A 16,607-nucleotide genomic window follows, 5' to 3' on the forward strand; every position below is an offset into this window, starting at 1 on the left:
GATGCCGACCGCTGAGAAGCGCGTCGTCATCAGCCCCGACGTCGACACCCTCACCGGCTCGATCGCGGCACGTTTCCTCGATCGCGTGGCGAAGTGGGGAACGGACGGAAGAACCGTCAACGTCGGTCTCGCGGGCGGCGGTATCATGACGGATGTGCTCGAGCGGCTCGGGTCCCACCCCGAGCGCGACACTGTCGACTGGTCGCGCGTGCACTTCTGGTGGGTCGACGAGCGCTTCGTCGCCCGCGACAGCGAGGATCGGAACGAGGCGGTCGCACGTCGCGCCTTCCTCGACGCGATCGAGCTGCCGACATCGAACGTGCATCCCATCGCTGCGTCAGACGAGGCGCCGGATGCCGAAGCCGCCGCCTGCGCGTACGCCGCCGAGCTCGCTACGGCGGGCATCGACGGCGCGGCCTGGCCCGTCTTCGACATCTGCTTCCTGGGCGTCGGCCCCGACGGCCACATCGCCTCGCTGTTCCCGGACCGCGGCGAGATCCGCATCACCGACAGCGCGGTCTCAGCCGTCCACGACTCCCCGAAGCCCCCGGCCGAGCGCGTGACGCTCACTCGGCCGGTGATCAACGCGTCGAAGCGGGTATGGATGGTGCTCGCCGGTCCGGACAAGTCAGCCGCGCTCGGGCTCGCGCTTGCGGGTGCCAGCTACCACAGCGTGCCGGCAGCCGGTGCGAAGGGCACCCGTCGCACCATTCTGTTCACGGATGAAGCGACCGCCGCGCAGGTTCCGCCGGAGCTCATCGACGACGAGTACTGACTCGCGCGCACATACGAAGAGAGCGGATGCCGTGGCATCCGCTCTCTTCGTATGTTGCGACGTGTGCCGCGTCAGTTCAGTCCGCGGCGTTCGCGAAGCTGCTGCAGCGCTTCGTCGAGAAGCTGCTCGGCCTCTTCGTCGGAACGGCGCTCCTTCACGTAGGCGAGGTGCGTCTTGTACGGCTCGGTCTTGGCGACGGCAGGCGGATTAGCCTTGTCGCGACCGGCCGGCAGCCCCGAGTGGGGCGAGTCGATGGTCTCGGGGATCTCTTCGTCCGCGATGCCGGCGGCGAAGTAGCGCACCGTCTCGTTGCCGAGAGCGTCCCAGTACGAGATCGCCACGCGATCAGCGTGGTGACCGTGGTCCTGCTCACCCATGGGGCCCGCACCGACGCGGGTGCCGCGAATGGCGTTTCCTCCGGTAGCCATCAGAGCACCGTGAACTTCGTGATGAGGCCGAGGGCGACGATGGAGAGGAACCACGCCAGCGCGAGCACGATCGTGAAGCGGTTGAGGTTGCGCTCCGCGAGGCCCGACGAGCCCATGGCGGAACTCATCCCGCCGCCGAACATGTCGGACAGGCCGCCGCCGCGCCCCTTGTGGAGCAGGATCAGCAACGTCAGGAGCAGGCTGGTGATGCCCAGAAGCACCTGCAGCACGAACTCGAGGATCTGCACGGTGGTCGTCACCTTTCCGGCGATCGTTCCGATCGCACGAGGGTCAAGTATATCCAGCAGCCGCACGGATACGCGTACGGCCCGGCGACCGGTGGGTCGCCGGGCCGCACGACGTCACACGCCGACGTGCTTCTGGTAGCGGATGATCGCGGCGAACTCGTCTGCGACGAGGCTCGCGCCTCCGACGAGAGCGCCGTCGACATCGGGCTCGCGCATGAAACCGGCGATGTTGGCCGACTTCACCGATCCCCCGTAGAGGATGCGGGTGCGCGCAGCCGCATCGGCGCCGAGCACGGAGCCGACGACCTCACGGAGCTTCGCGCACACGTCCTGCGCCTGCTGCGGGGTCGCAGCCTGGCCCGACCCGATGGCCCACACCGGCTCGTAAGCCACGACGATGTCGGCATCCGCCGCCACGCCTGCGAGGGCCGCCTCGAGCTGCGCCACCGGAACAGCCGACGCGCCGTGCTTTTCCAGGTCCTCCGCCGTCTCACCGACGCAGATGACCGGCGACAGACCGTGACGGAGGGCCGCCTGGACCTTGGCCGCGACGACCTCATCGGTCTCGGCGTGGTACTCACGACGCTCCGAGTGCCCGATGATCACGTACCGGCAGTCGAGCTGCTTGAGGAACGCTCCCGAGATCTCGCCGGTGTATGCGCCGGAGTCCTTCGTGGAAAGATCCTGGGCACCGAGAGCGAAAGCGATCTTGTCGGCGTCGAGCAGCGTCTGCACTGTACGCAGATCGGTGAAGGGCGGGAAGACCGCCACCTCGACGGAGTCATCCTCGTGCTTGGCGTCCTTCAGCGTCCAGTGCAGCTTCTGCACGAACGCCACCGCCTGCAGGTGGTCGAGGTTCATCTTCCAGTTGCCCGCGATGAGGGGCATACGGTTCATGCCCATCCGAGCACCTCCAGACCGGGCAGCTTCTTGCCCTCCAGGAATTCCAGCGACGCACCGCCGCCGGTCGAGATGTGACCGAACGACGAGTCGGCGAACCCGAGCTGCCGCACCGCGGCCGCCGAATCTCCGCCGCCGACGACGGACAGCCCGTCGACCTCGGTGAGCGCCTGAGCCACGGCTCGCGTGCCTGCCGCGAACGCGGGCATCTCGAACACGCCCATCGGGCCGTTCCAGAACACGGTGCGCGAGCTGCGGATCGCGTCGGCGAACAGCTCTGCGCTCTTCGGGCCGATGTCGAGGCCCATGCCGTCGGCACCGAACGGGGTATCCTCCAGAGCATCGGCCGCCGCGACCACGTGGTCGGCGTCCGCCGCGAAGCCGGAAGCCATGACCGCGTCGACCGGGAGCACGAGTTCGACGCCGCGCTCCTTCGCCGTGGCGATGTAGCCCTTCACGGTCTCGAGCTGGTCGCTCTCGAGCAGGCTCTTGCCGACCTTGTGTCCGAGCGCGGCGAGGAAGGTGAACAGCATCCCCCCGCCGACGAGGATCTTGTCGGCGCGCGGAAGCAGGTGCTCGATGACACCCAGCTTGTCGCTCACCTTCGACCCGCCGAGCACCACGGCGTACGGACGCTCGGGGTTCTCGGTGAGGCGGTCGAGGACGTCGACCTCCTTCTCGATGAGGAAGCCGGCCGCCGACGGCAGGATCTCCGCGAGGTCGTAGACCGAGGCCTGCTTGCGGTGCACGACACCGAAGCCGTCGGACACGAGCACATCGCCGAGCGCGGCGAGCTGCTCGGCGAACGCGCGACGCTCGGTCTCGTCCTTCGCCGTCTCGCCCGCGTTGAAGCGCAGGTTCTCGATCACTGCGACGTCACCGTCGCCGAGCGACGAGACGACCTGCTGCGCCGACTCGCCCACCGTGTCGCCGGCGAAGGCGACGGGCTTGCCGAGCAGCTCCGACAGACGCTGTGCGACGGGTTCGAGCGAGTACTTGGGGTCGGGGGAACCGTCGGGACGTCCCAGGTGCGAGCACGCGATGACGCGAGCTCCCTGGCCGATGAGGTGGTCGATGGTGGGCAGTGCCGCACGCACACGGCCATCGTCCGTGATGACTCCGTCCTTCAGGGGGACGTTGAAGTCAACACGGACGATGACGCGCTTTCCTGCGAGCGGGCCCAGCGAATCGAGGGTTCGCAGAGCCATGGTCGTCAGAGCTTGCTGGCGACGAGCTCGGTGAGGTCGACGAGGCGGTTGGAGTAACCCCACTCGTTGTCGTACCAGCCGACGACCTTGACCTGGTTGCCGATGACGCGGGTCAGGCCGGCGTCGAAGATGCAGGAGTGGTCGTCGGTGACGATGTCGCTCGAGACGATCTCGTCCTCGGTGTACTTCAGGATGCCCTTGAGCGGACCCTCGGCAGCAGCCTTGTACGCAGCCTTGATCTCCTCGACCGTGACCTCGCGCTCGAGCTCGACCGTGAGGTCGGTCGCCGAACCGGTGGGAACGGGCACGCGAAGAGCGAAGCCGTCGAGCTTGCCCTTCAGCTCGGGGAGGACGAGGCCGATGGCCTTGGCCGCGCCCGTCGAGGTGGGGACGATGTTGAGGGCGGCGGCGCGGGCACGGCGGAGGTCGCTGTGCGGGCCGTCCTGCAGGTTCTGGTCGGCCGTGTAGGCGTGGACCGTCGTCATGAGGCCCTTGACGATGCCGAACTCGTCGTTCAGGACCTTCGCCAGCGGCGCGAGACAGTTCGTGGTGCACGACGCGTTCGAGATGACGTTGTGGTTCTCGGGGTCGTACAGGTCCTCGTTCGCGCCGATGACGAACGTGCCGTCCTCGCCCTTCGCGGGAGCCGAGATGAGAACCTTCTTAGCGCCGCCCGCGATGTGCTTCTTGGCGTCCTCGGCGTTGGTGAAACGACCGGTCGACTCGATGACGATGTCGACGCCCAGCTCGCCCCAGGGGAGGTTGGCGGGGTCGCGCTCTTCGAAGACCTTGATGGTCTTGCCGCCGACCGTGATCGAGTCCTCCGAGTACGTGACCTCGGCGTCCAGGCGACCCAGGATCGAGTCGTACTTGAGCAGGTGGGCGAGAGTCTTGTTGTCGGTGAGGTCGTTCACCGCCACGATCTCGAGGTCCGCGCCCTGAGCGAGGGCGGCGCGGAGGTAGTTGCGTCCGATGCGGCCGAAGCCGTTGATGCCGATCTTGACAGACACGATGTCTCCCGTTTCTTGTCGCGCCGGAAAAGCCCGTGCTGGCTGACCGAAACGCGATCTGATGAAAAAGAAGAGGATGCCGGGTTCGGCTCCCGTTGCCGGGAGGAGCCCGGCATCCTCACCTGTTTATGACCCTACTACGCGAGCAGGCCGGCCGTCTTCTCCCGAGCCGTCACAAAGCGCTCGGCGACGTTCTGCCAGTTCGCGATGTTCCACGCCGCCTTGACGTAGTCCGCCTTGACGTTGAGGTAGTCGAGGTAGAAGGCGTGCTCCCACATGTCGAGCTGGAAGATGGGGATGGTTCCCTGGGCGGTGTTCGACTGCTGGTCGAACAGCTGCTGGATGATCAGCTGTGCACCGATCGGGTCCCAGCTGAGCACGGCCCAGCCGGAGCCCTGGATGCCGGTGGCGGCAGCCGTGAAGTGCGCCTGGAACTTGTCGAATCCGCCGAAGAACTCGTCGATCGCCGCGCGGAGCTCGCCCTCGGGCTCGCCGCCGCCCTCGGGCGAGAGGTTCGTCCAGAAGATGGAGTGGTTGACGTGCCCGCCGAGGTTGAACGCGAGGTCCTTCTCGAGCTTGTTGACGTTCGCGAGGTTGCCGGTCTCACGGGCCTCCGCGAGCTGCTCGAGAGCGGTGTTGGCGCCGTTCACGTACGTCTGGTGGTGCTTGGAGTGATGAAGCTCCATGATCTTGCCGCTGATGTGCGGCTCGAGTGCCGCGTAATCGTATGGGAGCTCGGGAAGGGTGTACTTCGTCATTCTCTATCTCCTGTCAGCACCGCGCAGCGCGCGGCTCGTGCTGTCGAAGGCGCGCGACCGCACGCCTCGTGGACGTTTCTCATCCTATTGAGGGGCAACGCGTCGCACACCCCGTTGCTTCCCGCTCGGAACGCGGTGTAACGCGGGCGTGGTCGCTCAGTCGGAGAGTCCCGCGGGAACCGCCGACTCGGTGTCGGGCAGCCCTTCAGCGGCGGCCTTCTTGTCGGCCATCGCGAGAAGGCGGCGGATGCGGCCCGCGACAGCGTCCTTCGTCAGCGGCGGGTCGGCGTGATGACCGAGCTCATCGAGGCTCGCGTCGCGGTGTGCGAGACGGAGATCGCCGGCCTGCTTGAGGTGGTCGGGCACCTCGTCCCCCAGGATCTCGAGGGCTCGCTCGACGCGCGCGCAGGCCGCGACGGCCGCCTGCGCCGAACGACGCAGGTTCGCGTCGTCGAAGTTCACGAGGCGGTTCACGCCTGCGCGCACCTCGCGCCGCTGCCGCATCTGATCCCACGTGTCGGCCGTGCGGGTGGCGCCCATCTCGGCGAGGGTCTGCCGAATCGCCTCGCCGTCGCGGACCACGACGCGCGGGATCCCGCGGACCTCGCGCGCCTTGGCCGCGATGCCCAGACGGTGAGCAGCGCCGACGAGGGCCATGGCGGCCTCGGGAGAGGGGCAGGAGATCTCGAGAGCGGCCGAACGTCCCGGGTCCGACAGCGAACCCGCAGCGAGGAAAGCACCGCGCCACAGGGCGGCCAGGTCGGGACGCGATCCGGTCGTGAGCCGGTTGGGAAGGCCGCGCACCGGGCGGCGCCGCTGGTCGAGAAGGCCGGTCTGACGTGCGAGGGTCTCGCCTCCCTCGCGAACGCGGACGGCGAACGTCGCGCCGTCGCGGCCGCCGGACGCCTGGATGCGGGCGAGCTCGGGCCGCACGCCGTAGATCTCGACGAGTTCGCGCGCCACACGGCGGGCGAGGATCTCCGAGTCGACCTCGGCCTCGACGGCCACTCGGCCCGCGATCGAGTGCAGACCGCCCGCGAAGCGCAGGATCGCGGTCACCTCGGCCACACGGGCGGCGGGTCGAGGGTCGCGCATCGCAGCCAACTCGGTCTTGACGTCAGCGGTCAGCGGCACGGCGCTCCTTCGGGAGGGGGTTCGGGGGACGAAGGGATAGCCTACTCGCGACCGAGGTCGCGGTGCTTGAGTCGCACCGCCACGCCGGGCAGCCCCGACAGCCGCTGCGCGAGTTCTCGAGCCGTGACGACGGAGCGGTGCTTGCCTCCCGTGCATCCGACGGCGACCACGGAATGGCGCTTGTTCTCGTCCTGGTAACCGCGCAGCACGGGGGCCAGCGCCGCGGCGTAGGCGTCGATGAACTCGCGTGCGTTGTCGTGCGAGAGGACCTCTTCGCGGACGGCGTCGTCTTCGCCGGTAAGCGCCTTGAGGTCGGGGTTCCAGAACGGGTTCGGCAGGAATCGCATGTCGGCCACGAGGTCGGCGTCCGGCGGCAGGCCGTACTTGAAGCCGAAGCTCATGACGGTGACGGTGTGGCGAGCCGCACCGTCGTCGGCGAACAGGTCACCGATGTAAGTCGCCAGCTGATGGATGTTGTCGCGGGAGGTGTCGACGATCACGTCGGCACTCTCGCGAATCGGGGCGAGGCGTTCGCGCTCGCGGCGGATGCCGTCGACGAGTGTGCCGTCGCCCTGGAGAGGGTGCGGGCGACGCACCGACTCGAACCGGCGCACGAGCACTTCGTCGGCGGCATCCAGGAACAGGATCCGGAGGGCCCGCCCGTGCCGAAGCGCACGCGTGATCTCGGGCAGTGCGGCGAAGAGCTCACCGCCGCGGACGTCGACGACCGCCGCGACTCGCGGCAACGCATTCCCCGCCAGCTCGCTGAGTTCGAGCAGCGGACGCAGCATCTGGGGCGGCAGATTGTCGACGACATACCACCCGAGGTCTTCCAGGGCGTTCGCGGCCGTGGTGCGACCGGCACCGGACATGCCCGTGACGATGAGAATCTCGCCCGCGGGTACCTCGTCGGTCACCGTCACCACCCCTGTCTGTCGCCGACGTCCAGCCTATCCGTCCGCGAGATGGCGATGGATCGCCTCGGCCAGTCGAGGGCCGATGCCCGGCAGCTCCTGGATCTCCTCTGGCGTCGCCTGCTTGAGCTTGGAGACAGAGCCGAAGTGCCGGAGCAGAGCCTTGATCCGGGCCGCTCCGAGGCCCGGTACCTCGGAGAGGACCGAGGTGATGTCGCGCTTTCGCCGCTTGCGCTGGTGGACGATCGCGAAGCGATGGGCTTCGTCTCGCAGCCGCTGGAGGAGATACAGCGACTCGGACGTGCGCGGGAGGATGACGGGGTACTCCTCCCCCGGCAGCCAGATCTCCTCGAGCCGTTTGGCGATGCCGCAGAGAGCGATCTCGCTGTGTCCGGCGTCGGCGAGGGCTCGCGCTGCCGCTTCGACCTGAGGCTTGCCGCCGTCGACGACGAGCAGCTGCGGACGATAGGCGAAACGCGGGCGCTTGCGTGCCGTCACGACCTCGCCGTCGGCGGTCGCGTCGGGAACCGGCTCATCGTCCTCGTCGGGTCGGTCGAGGTAGGCGAGGCGGCGCGTCAGCACCTGGTACATCGAGTCGGTGTCGTCCGTCGTCTCGTTGACGCCGAAGATCCGGTACTGGTCCTTACGGGGAAGCCCATCCTCGAAGACCACGAGAGACGCGACGACGTTGGTGCCCGACAGGTGCGAGACGTCGTAGCACTCGATCCGCAGCGGAGCCTCCTCGAGGCCGAGGGCCTCCTGGAGGTCGGTCAACGCCTGGCTGCGCGCGACGTAGTCGCTCGTGCGACGGGTCTTGTGAAGCATGAGCGCCTGCTGCGCGTTGATGTTGGCGGTCTTCATCAGATCCGCCTTGCGTCCGCGCTGCGCGACCTGCACGGTGACGCGCTTACCGCGGCGGGTCTGCAGCCATTGCTCCAGCTCGCCGGCATCGCCGGGCAGCGTCGGAACGAACACATGCCGAGGGATGTCACCGGGCGCGGCATCCCCGTACGTCCGCTGGAGCACCTGATCGACCAGATCGGCCCCGGAGATGTCGATCTCTTTCTCGATCGTCGTCGCCCGCACACCGCGAATCCGACCGCCGCGCACGACGAAGTGCTGGACGGCAGCGGCGAGCTCGTCCTCGGCGATGCCGAAGAGGTCGGCATCCATATCGTCCTCCAGCACGAGGGCGCTCTTGTTGAGGACGGCGTCGATCGCCTGCAGCTTGTCGCGGTAGACAGCCGCCGACTCGTAGTCCATCGCCGCGGCCGACTCGCGCATGCGCGTCGTCAGCTCGCGGGCGAACCGCTGATCGCCGCCCGACATGAAGGCGACGAAGTCATCGACCATCGCGCGGTGCTCTTCGATCGTGACCTTCATCGAGCACGGCCCGCCGCAGCGGCCGATCTGGCCGGGGAAGCACGGACGCCCCGAGGCCATCGCCTTCTTGTACGACGAGTCGCTGCACGTGCGGATCGGGAAGACCTTGATCATCAGATCGATGGTCTCGTGCACCGCCCAGACCTTGGGATACGGCCCGAAGTACTTCGCACCGGGAATCCGTCGGTTGCGCGTCACGATCACCCGCGGCGCCTCATCGGCGAGAGTGATGGCCATGAACGGGTAGGACTTGTCGTCGCGGTAGCGGACGTTGAAGGGCGGATCGAACTCCTTGATCCACATGTACTCCAGCTGCAGCGAGTCGACGTCGGTCGCCACGACGGTCCATTCGACCGAGGCCGCGGTGGTGACCATGCGGCGAGTGCGCTCGTGGAGGGTGTGGAGCGGAGCGAAGTAGTTCGACAGCCGGGCCCGGAGGTTCTTCGCCTTGCCGACGTACAGGACCCGCCCTTCCGCGTCGCGGAAGCGGTAGACCCCGGGGTCTGTGGGGATCTCGCCGGCTTTCGGCCGGTACGGAAGGACGTTCGCCACGTCAGCCCGCCTTGCGCGCCGCCGGGGCCCCCAGGATCTCGGCGAGGAACTGACCGGTGTGGCTCTCGGCGACGCCCGCGACCTGCTCGGGCGTACCCGTGGCCACGATCGTGCCGCCGCCGGCACCGCCCTCGGGACCGAGGTCGATGATCCAGTCGGAGGCCTTGATCACGTCGAGGTTGTGCTCGATCGTGATCACGGTGTTGCCCTTGTCGACGAGACCGTTGAGCACCTCGAGCAGCTTGCGGACGTCTTCGAAGTGCAGGCCCGTCGTGGGCTCGTCGAGCACGTAGATGCTGCGGCCGTTCGAGCGGCGCTGCAGCTCCGTGGCGAGCTTGACGCGCTGCGCCTCGCCGCCCGAAAGCGTCGTGGCGGACTGACCGAGCCGGACGTACCCGAGCCCGACGTCGACGAGCGTCTTCAGGTAGCGGTGGATCGCCTGGATCGGCTCGAAGAACTCCGCGGCCTCCGAGATGGGCATCTCGAGGACCTCGGCGATGTTCTTGCCCTTGTAGTGCACAGCGAGCGTGTCGCGGTTGTACCGCTTGCCGTGGCACACCTCGCAGTCGACGTACACGTCGGGCAGGAAGTTCATCTCGATCTTCAGTGTGCCGTCGCCGGAGCACGCCTCGCAGCGACCACCCTTGACGTTGAACGAGAACCGACCCGGCAGGTATCCGCGGACCTTCGCCTCGGGCGTCTCGCTGAACAGGGTGCGGATGCGGTCGAAGACGCCGGTGTAGGTGGCGGGGTTCGATCGCGGGGTGCGGCCGATCGGCGCCTGGTCGACGTGAACCACCTTGTCGAGGTTGTCGAGGCCGGTGACGCGCGTGTGCTTGCCCGCGACGCGGCGTGCACCGTTCAGGCGGGTCGCCAGCACTTCGTACAGGATGCCGTTGACGAGCGTGGACTTGCCCGAGCCGCTGACTCCGGTCACCGAGGTGAGCACACCGAGCGGGAACTCGGCGGTCACGTTCTTGAGGTTGTTGGCCCGGGCGCCGACGACCGTCAGCATCCGCTTCTTGTCGATCTTGCGACGCTTCGTCGGCGTCTCGAGCGACCGGCGTCCCGACAGGTAATCGCCGGTCATGGAGTTCTCGTCGGCCAGCAGAGCGTCGTACGGGCCGGAGTGGACGACGTTTCCGCCTTCGACGCCGGCGCGCGGGCCGATGTCGACCACCCAGTCGGCGGCGGCGATCGTCTCTTCGTCGTGCTCGACGACGATGAGCGTGTTGCCGAGGCTCTTCAGCTTCACCAGCGTGTCGATCAGCCGGCGGTTGTCGCGCTGGTGCAGTCCGATCGACGGCTCGTCGAGGACGTAGAGGACCCCGGTGAGGCCCGAACCGATCTGTGTCGCGAGCCGGATGCGCTGTGCCTCGCCACCCGAGAGCGATCCGGCGGCGCGCCCCAGGCTGAGGTAGTTCAGTCCGACCTCGATGAGGAAGTCGAGTCGGGCGCGGATCTCGCGTAGCACCGCTGCCGCGATCTTGGCCTCGCGCTCAGTGAGCTGGAGCTGGTTGAAGTAGGTCTGCGCCTCGGCGAGGCTCAGCCGCGCGACATCGGCAATGGAATGCTCGTGGACGAGGACCGCGAGCACCTCCGGCTTGAGCCGGTCGCCGTCGCACGCGGGGCACGGGACCTCGCGCAGGTACTCCGCCCAGCGCTGACGCTGCGTGTCCGTCTCGGCCTGGAGATACTGACGTTCGATGTACGGGATGACGCCTTCGAAGCCCGATGCGTAGCGCATCTCGCGCCCGTAACGGTTCTTCCACTTGACCGTCACCTTGTAGTTCTCGCCGCGCAGCACCGCGTCCTGCACCTCCGCCGGCAGCTTGCGCCACGGGGTCTTGAGCGAGAACTTCAAGTCGGATGCGAGCCCTTCGAGCAGCCGCTCGTAGTACTGGAAGAGTCCCTTGCCCTGCGTTGTCCAGGGCAGGAGGACGCCCTCGGCGATAGAGAGCTCCTCGTCGCCCAGCATGAGCTCGGCGTCGACAGACATCCGCGTGCCGAGACCCGAGCACGTCGGGCACGCGCCGAAGGGCGCGTTGAACGAGAAGGTTCGCGGCTCGATCTCGGTGAGCTGCAACGCGTGGCCGTTCGGGCAGGCGAGCTTCTCGCTGAAGCTCTGCCACGCCGCGTCGCCCTCTTCGTCGACGAAGTTGATCTTGATGACGCCGCCGGCGAGTGCCAGGGCGGTCTCGACCGAGTCGGTCACGCGCCCGAGCAGATCGGGGCCGGCGACGAGGCGGTCGACGACCACCGCGATGTCGTGCTTGTAGCTCTTCTTGAGCGTCGGCGGCTCGGCCAGCGAGATCACGTCGCCGTCGACGACCGCCCGGGCGTAGCCCTTCGCGCTCAGCTCCTTGAAGAGGTCGACGAACTCGCCCTTCTTCTGCGTCACGACCGGCGCGACCACCTGATAGCGCGTGCGGTCGGGCAGCTCCATGAGCTGGTCGGCGATCTGCTGGACGGTCTGACGCTGGATCCGCTCGCCGCACTCGGGACAGTGCGGCACGCCGATCCGCGCCCACAAGAGGCGCATGTAGTCGTGGATCTCGGTGATCGTGCCGACCGTCGACCGCGGGTTGCGGTTCGTCGATTTCTGATCGATCGAGACGGCGGGGCTCAGGCCCTCGATGAAGTCGACGTCGGGACGATCCACCTGACCGAGGAACTGTCGCGCGTACGCGCTCAGCGACTCGACGTAGCGGCGCTGCCCCTCGGCGAAGATCGTGTCGAAGGCGAGACTCGACTTTCCCGAGCCGGAGAGGCCGGTGAAGACGACGAGACTGTCGCGCGGGATGTCGAGATCCACGTCCTTGAGGTTGTGGACGCGGGCTCCGCGGACGCTGAGTTTCGATGAGGAAGCGACGGGGACGATGGGCACCGCACAAGTCTAGGTCGGGCCTCCGACACCGGCTCCGCGGTTCGCCCTGGGCTCACTCTTGCGCTACAGGCGGCTGCTCCCGAGGGACCCGCCGCCCGGCGAACGGCTCGAGTCCGTCGCGCAGAGCGGTCACCTCGTCGACCGTCATTCCGACCGCCGCCATGACCTGTTCGGGGACACGCACCGCGTCCGCGCGCAGCGCTCGGCCCGCAGCGGTCAGTCCGATCTCGAGCACGCGTTCGTCGCCTCGCCGCCGCGCGCGCGTGACCAGCCCCTGGGCCTCGAGACGTTTGACGAGCGGAGACAGCGTCGCCGGCTCCATCGCAAGGTCGGCCGCCAGCTCCCCCAGCGCCTGCGGTGACGATTCCCAGAGGGCGAGCATGACGAGGTACTGCGGGTGGGTCAGGCCGAGCGGCTCGAGAATCGGCCGGTAGATGGCCACGACGTTCCGGGCCGCGGTGACCAGCGCGAAGCAGAGCTGGTTGTCGAGCTTCAACATGTCGTCGGCGGAGTCCACCCTCGCATCCTATACGCCCTAATCGTTAGTACACTGATGATCATGACCGAGCACGACCGCCGCCCACCCCTTCGCACGCGCGTCCGCGAGGCGGGCGGCTGGTACGCCTATCTGAACTCGCGGCTCATCCGTGCCGCCGGGCCGGCGTCCGTCGGCCCGTACGAAAGCGAGCCCGAGCCCGAGCGCACCGGCCGCGCGTGTCCGTTGTGCGGCCACCCGATGACCGAGCACGACGTGGACCGGACCGGGCCGAAGCCCCTGCTCCACTGCCCCCGTTGACCCGGCGCCGCCGCTGACACCTCTCGCGGTCAGGCGTGCCCGGCTCGCTCCATCGCACGCAGCTCCTTCTTGAGGTCCTGCACCTCGTCACGGAGGCGCCCTGCCAGCTCGAACTTGAGTTCCGCTGCCGCGGCGAGCATCTGCTGCGAGAGGTCTTCGATCGTCGCCTCGAGCTGCTGAGCCCCTTCTGCGGCGATCCCCTCACGGCGCAGCTGCGGGGTCGGGCTCTTGCCCTTGCCCGACTTGTTGCGAGCCGTCGCCTTGCCGTTCAGCAGGTCGCGGGTATCGGATGCCTCTCGCGCGAGGGCATCCGTGATGTCGGCGATCTTCTTCCGCAGCGGCTGCGGATCGATGCCGTGCTCGAGGTTGTAGGCGATCTGCTTCTCACGGCGACGCTCGGTCTCCTCGATGGCTGCGGCCATCGAGTCGGTGATCTTGTCGGCGTACATGTGCACCTGGCCCGAGACGTTTCGCGCCGCGCGCCCGATCGTCTGGATGAGTGAGGTTCCCGAACGCAGAAACCCCTCCTTGTCGGCGTCGAGGATCGCGACCAACGACACCTCGGGCAGGTCGAGTCCCTCGCGGAGCAGGTTGATGCCGACGAGCACGTCGTACGCGCCCTGGCGCAACTCGGTGAGGAGCTCCACACGTCGGAGCGTGTCGACGTCGGAGTGCAGGTAGCGCACCCGCACACCGTGCTCGCCGAGGAAGTCGGTGAGCTCTTCGGCCATCTTCTTGGTGAGTGTCGTCACCAGGACGCGCTCGTCGCGCTCCACGCGTAGCCGGATCTCTTCGAGCAGATCGTCGATCTGACCCTTCGAGGGCTTGATGATGATCTCGGGGTCGACGAGACCGGTAGGCCGGATGATCTGTTCGACCACGCCGTCGGCGATGCCCATCTCGTAGCGCCCCGGTGTCGCGGAGAGGTACACGGTCTGCCCGACGCGCTCCTTGAACTCGTCGAAGCGGAGCGGCCGGTTGTCCATGGCGCTCGGCAGACGGAACCCGTGGTCGACGAGGGTGCGCTTGCGGGAGGCATCCCCCTCGTACATCGCTCCGATCTGGGGAACGGTCACGTGCGACTCATCGATCACGAGGAGGAAGTCGTCGGGGAAGAAGTCGAGCAGCGTGTGGGGCGGGTCACCCGGGGAACGACCATCGAGGTGCCGCGAGTAGTTCTCGATGCCCGAACAGAAGCCGAGCTGCTGCAGCATCTCGAGGTCGAACGTCGTCCGCATCCGCAGACGCTGCGCCTCCAGCAGCTTTCCCTGGCTCTCGAACTCCTTCAGACGCTCACCGAGCTCGTGCTCGATCGTTCCGATGGCGCGCTGGACCGTCTCGGTGCCCGCCACGTAATGCGACGCCGGGAACACCGGGACGCTGTCCAGCTTCTGGACGACGTCACCCGTCAGCGGGTGGAGCATGTACAGCGCCTCGATCTCGTCGCCGAAGAGCTCGATGCGGATGGCGTACTCCTCGTACACCGGGATGATCTCGATCGTGTCGCCGCGCACCCGGAAGTTGCCGCGCGAGAAGTCCACGTCGTTGCGGTTGTACTGCATTGCGATGAACTTGCGGATGAGGGCGTCACGGTCGTATCGCTCGCCCACCTGAAGCGCGACCATGGCGCGGAGATACTCCTCCGGCGCACCGAGGCCGTAGATGCACGAGACCGTGCTCACCACGACCACGTCGCGACGACTCAGGAGCGAGTTCGTGGTCGAGTGGCGCAACCGCTCGACCTCGGCGTTGATCGACGAGTCCTTCTCGATGAAGGTGTCGGTCTGCGGGACGTACGCCTCGGGCTGGTAGTAGTCGTAGTAGCTGACGAAGTACTCGACCGCGTTGTTCGGCATGAGGTCGCGGAACTCGTTCGCCAGCTGCGCGGCGAGCGTCTTGTTGTGCGCCATCACGAGCGTCGGACGCTGCACCTGCTCGATGAGCCACGCCGTCGTCGCCGACTTGCCCGTACCCGTGGCACCCAGCAGCACCACGTCGGTCTCGCCCGCGTTGATCCGGCCTGCGAGCTCGGCGATCGCCTGGGGCTGGTCACCGCTCGGGACGTATTCGCTGATGACCTCGAAGGGCCTCACGGAGCGCGTGGTCTGCATGATTCCAGCGTAGGCGGGGCCACCGACATCGGGCCCGACCTTCGCTCAGAGCGTGCGCGCGTGCTACGAGGCCGGCGCCGCGGTGAGCTCGGCCCAGAGGGCGTCGACCTGCGCCAGCGTCGCCTCGAGGTCACCCGCGGTGTCGATGACGACGTCGGCGATTGCGAGCCGCTGGTCATCGTCGACCTGCGCCGAGATCCGCCGATCGGCCTCCTCCGCCGTCATCCCGCGAAGGCGCTGCAGACGCTCACGGCGGACGGATGCGGGCGCGTGCGCGACGACGACGGAATCCCAGGGGTCGTCGACGCGAGCCTCGATGAGCAGAGGCACGTCGTACACCACGACGGTCCCGTCCCCTCGGCCGAGTGCTTCGTCGAAGCGTCGCTGCGACTCCGCACGAACCGGCGGGTGAACGATCTCGTTCAGCCTGGTTCGCGCTTCCGGGTCGGCGAACACGATGGCCGCCAGCGCGGCGCGGTCGAGTTCGCCGTCAGCCGCGATCACGCCGAACCCGAACTCGGCGCTGATGGCCTCGAGCACGCGAGACCCGGGGCGCTGGACGTCCCGCACGATCGCGTCCGCGTCGACGACAACGGCCCCGTGCTCGGCCAGCCGACGCGCGATCGTGGATTTGCCGGACGCGATCCCGCCTGTCAATGCGATCAGAGGCATACACCCGAGGATGCCACGGGCGCTAGGCCGAGCGCGAGGCCGCCCGGTCGATACGATGGATTCCACACAACCCGCGGAAGGTGGGATCACCGTGGAACGCACCGCCGTCATCGTCGAAGACCAGGCCGACATCCGCAGCCTGCTCTCGGCGATCCTCGAATCGAGCGGATTCTCGGTGCACGCGACCGAGAACGGCCTCGACGCGGTCGAGCTGATCCGATCGGTATCCCCCGACGTCACGACCCTCGACGTCAACATTCCCGGCATCGACGGGTTCGAGGTCGCGCGTCGCGTCCGCGAGTTCAGCGACACCTACATCATCTTCATCTCCGCCTTCGTGGAACCGGGCGACGCCGAGCGCGGCAGGGCAGCCGGCGGTGACGAGTACCTCGGCAAGCCGTTCCGGCCGCGCGATCTCAAAGCTCGCCTGGCCGCTATTCCGTCACAGCGGCGACGCGAGGAGGCGCCCGTCGTGGATGCCGCACCGCCCGCGACCCAGACTCCGGCCGCCCAGAACCTCTCCTATGGCGACGTATCGGTGACCGACGGTGTGTTCCGCCTCGCGGGCGTTCCGATCGAGCTCGCGCAGACGGAATCGTCCGTGCTCCGCGCCCTGCTCCTCGCGCAGGGACGCACCCGGACGAAGCACGACCTCGCACTCGCTCTCCGGTCCCGGTCACGCGCAGACGCTCCCGATCCCGACGAGGTGCGGGCGATCGAGCGCAGCGTCGAGGCGCTGCGCGGGACGTTCGCAGCCGCCGCGATGTCAACCCTGATCGCCTCGGATCAGGGCACGGGGTACCGGCTCGACCAGCGCTGACAGCGGCGCGG

General features: G+C 67.9%; 16 protein-coding genes. 3 read left to right on the plus strand and 13 right to left on the minus strand.

Annotation, left to right across the window (positions count from 1 at the left end; genetic code table 11):
* Window position 1 precedes the first annotated feature (1 nt).
* On the plus strand, window positions 2–775 hold the full coding sequence (gene pgl / locus ABIC53_RS07020; RefSeq protein WP_274177655.1) for a 6-phosphogluconolactonase: 774 nt from the start codon (window positions 2–4) through the stop codon (window positions 773–775).
* Window positions 776–846: 71 nt separating this feature from the next.
* On the opposite strand, the gene ABIC53_RS07025 is transcribed toward pgl, so the two are convergent.
* The 11 genes from ABIC53_RS07025 to ABIC53_RS07075 form a co-directional block, all read right to left on the minus strand.
* Window positions 847–1,203 carry an RNA polymerase-binding protein RbpA gene (locus ABIC53_RS07025; RefSeq protein WP_112614028.1) on the minus strand — a complete coding sequence of 119 codons (357 nt, stop codon included), beginning with the start codon at window positions 1,201–1,203 and terminating at the stop codon, window positions 847–849.
* Window positions 1,203–1,451: a preprotein translocase subunit SecG gene (secG, locus tag ABIC53_RS07030; RefSeq protein WP_036304945.1), complete on the minus strand. Its 249-nt coding sequence runs from the start codon at window positions 1,449–1,451 to the stop codon at window positions 1,203–1,205. The genes ABIC53_RS07025 and secG overlap by 1 nt, the downstream gene beginning before the upstream one ends.
* A 114-nt stretch (window positions 1,452–1,565) precedes the next feature.
* A complete protein-coding gene (gene tpiA / locus ABIC53_RS07035; RefSeq protein ID WP_114587882.1) occupies window positions 1,566–2,354 on the minus strand; it encodes a triose-phosphate isomerase in 789 nt (262 codons plus the stop codon).
* Window positions 2,345–3,559, minus strand: a complete 1,215-nt coding sequence (locus ABIC53_RS07040) for a phosphoglycerate kinase (protein WP_112614024.1) — start codon at window positions 3,557–3,559, stop codon at window positions 2,345–2,347. Before ABIC53_RS07040 ends, tpiA begins: the two co-directional genes overlap by 10 nt.
* 5 nt (window positions 3,560–3,564) lie before the next feature.
* Window positions 3,565–4,569, minus strand: coding sequence for a type I glyceraldehyde-3-phosphate dehydrogenase (gene gap, locus ABIC53_RS07045; RefSeq protein WP_094261864.1), 1,005 nt, complete (start codon window positions 4,567–4,569; stop codon window positions 3,565–3,567).
* Between the two features lie 137 nt (window positions 4,570–4,706).
* Window positions 4,707–5,327, minus strand: coding sequence for a superoxide dismutase (locus ABIC53_RS07050; RefSeq protein WP_023951473.1), 621 nt, complete (start codon window positions 5,325–5,327; stop codon window positions 4,707–4,709).
* Window positions 5,328–5,483: 156 nt separating this feature from the next.
* On the minus strand, window positions 5,484–6,461 hold the full coding sequence (gene whiA, locus ABIC53_RS07055; RefSeq protein WP_023951475.1) for a DNA-binding protein WhiA: 978 nt from the start codon (window positions 6,459–6,461) through the stop codon (window positions 5,484–5,486).
* 41 nt (window positions 6,462–6,502) lie between these two features.
* On the minus strand, window positions 6,503–7,378 hold the full coding sequence (gene rapZ / locus ABIC53_RS07060; RefSeq protein ID WP_274178020.1) for an RNase adapter RapZ: 876 nt from the start codon (window positions 7,376–7,378) through the stop codon (window positions 6,503–6,505).
* A 33-nt stretch (window positions 7,379–7,411) separates the two neighbouring features.
* Window positions 7,412–9,310 (minus strand): excinuclease ABC subunit UvrC, encoded by a 1,899-nt coding sequence (gene uvrC / locus ABIC53_RS07065; RefSeq protein ID WP_274177654.1) that lies wholly within the window; start codon window positions 9,308–9,310, stop codon window positions 7,412–7,414.
* Window position 9,311: 1 nt separating this feature from the next.
* The gene (gene uvrA / locus ABIC53_RS07070) at window positions 9,312–12,197 is read right to left on the minus strand and encodes an excinuclease ABC subunit UvrA (protein WP_354450845.1); all 2,886 of its coding nucleotides are present in this window, start codon (window positions 12,195–12,197) and stop codon (window positions 9,312–9,314) included.
* Window positions 12,198–12,249: 52 nt separating this feature from the next.
* Entirely contained in the window at window positions 12,250–12,696 is a 447-nt protein-coding gene (locus tag ABIC53_RS07075) for a MarR family winged helix-turn-helix transcriptional regulator (RefSeq protein WP_205289228.1), read from the minus strand.
* A gap of 60 nt (window positions 12,697–12,756) precedes the next feature.
* Here ABIC53_RS07075 and ABIC53_RS07080 point away from each other — a divergent pair, with 60 nt between their 5' ends.
* Window positions 12,757–12,993, plus strand: a complete 237-nt coding sequence (locus ABIC53_RS07080) for a hypothetical protein (protein WP_447659733.1) — start codon at window positions 12,757–12,759, stop codon at window positions 12,991–12,993.
* Between the two features lie 29 nt (window positions 12,994–13,022).
* Here ABIC53_RS07080 and uvrB read toward each other — a convergent pair whose 3' ends face one another.
* Together uvrB and coaE are read right to left on the minus strand one after the other, a co-directional pair.
* Window positions 13,023–15,104 (minus strand): excinuclease ABC subunit UvrB, encoded by a 2,082-nt coding sequence (gene uvrB, locus ABIC53_RS07085; protein ID WP_112614014.1) that lies wholly within the window; start codon window positions 15,102–15,104, stop codon window positions 13,023–13,025.
* 63 nt (window positions 15,105–15,167) lie between these two features.
* Window positions 15,168–15,776 carry a dephospho-CoA kinase gene (gene coaE / locus ABIC53_RS07090; RefSeq protein ID WP_354450849.1) on the minus strand — a complete coding sequence of 203 codons (609 nt, stop codon included), beginning with the start codon at window positions 15,774–15,776 and terminating at the stop codon, window positions 15,168–15,170.
* Window positions 15,777–15,867: 91 nt separating this feature from the next.
* Here coaE and ABIC53_RS07095 point away from each other — a divergent pair, with 91 nt between their 5' ends.
* Entirely contained in the window at window positions 15,868–16,596 is a 729-nt protein-coding gene (locus ABIC53_RS07095; RefSeq protein ID WP_354450851.1) for a response regulator transcription factor, read from the plus strand.
* The last annotated feature ends 11 nt before the right edge of the window (window positions 16,597–16,607 follow it).

It is taken from the genome of Microbacterium sp. 1262, from assembly GCF_040544895.1.
Lineage (GTDB): Bacteria > Actinomycetota > Actinomycetes > Actinomycetales > Microbacteriaceae > Microbacterium > Microbacterium plantarum.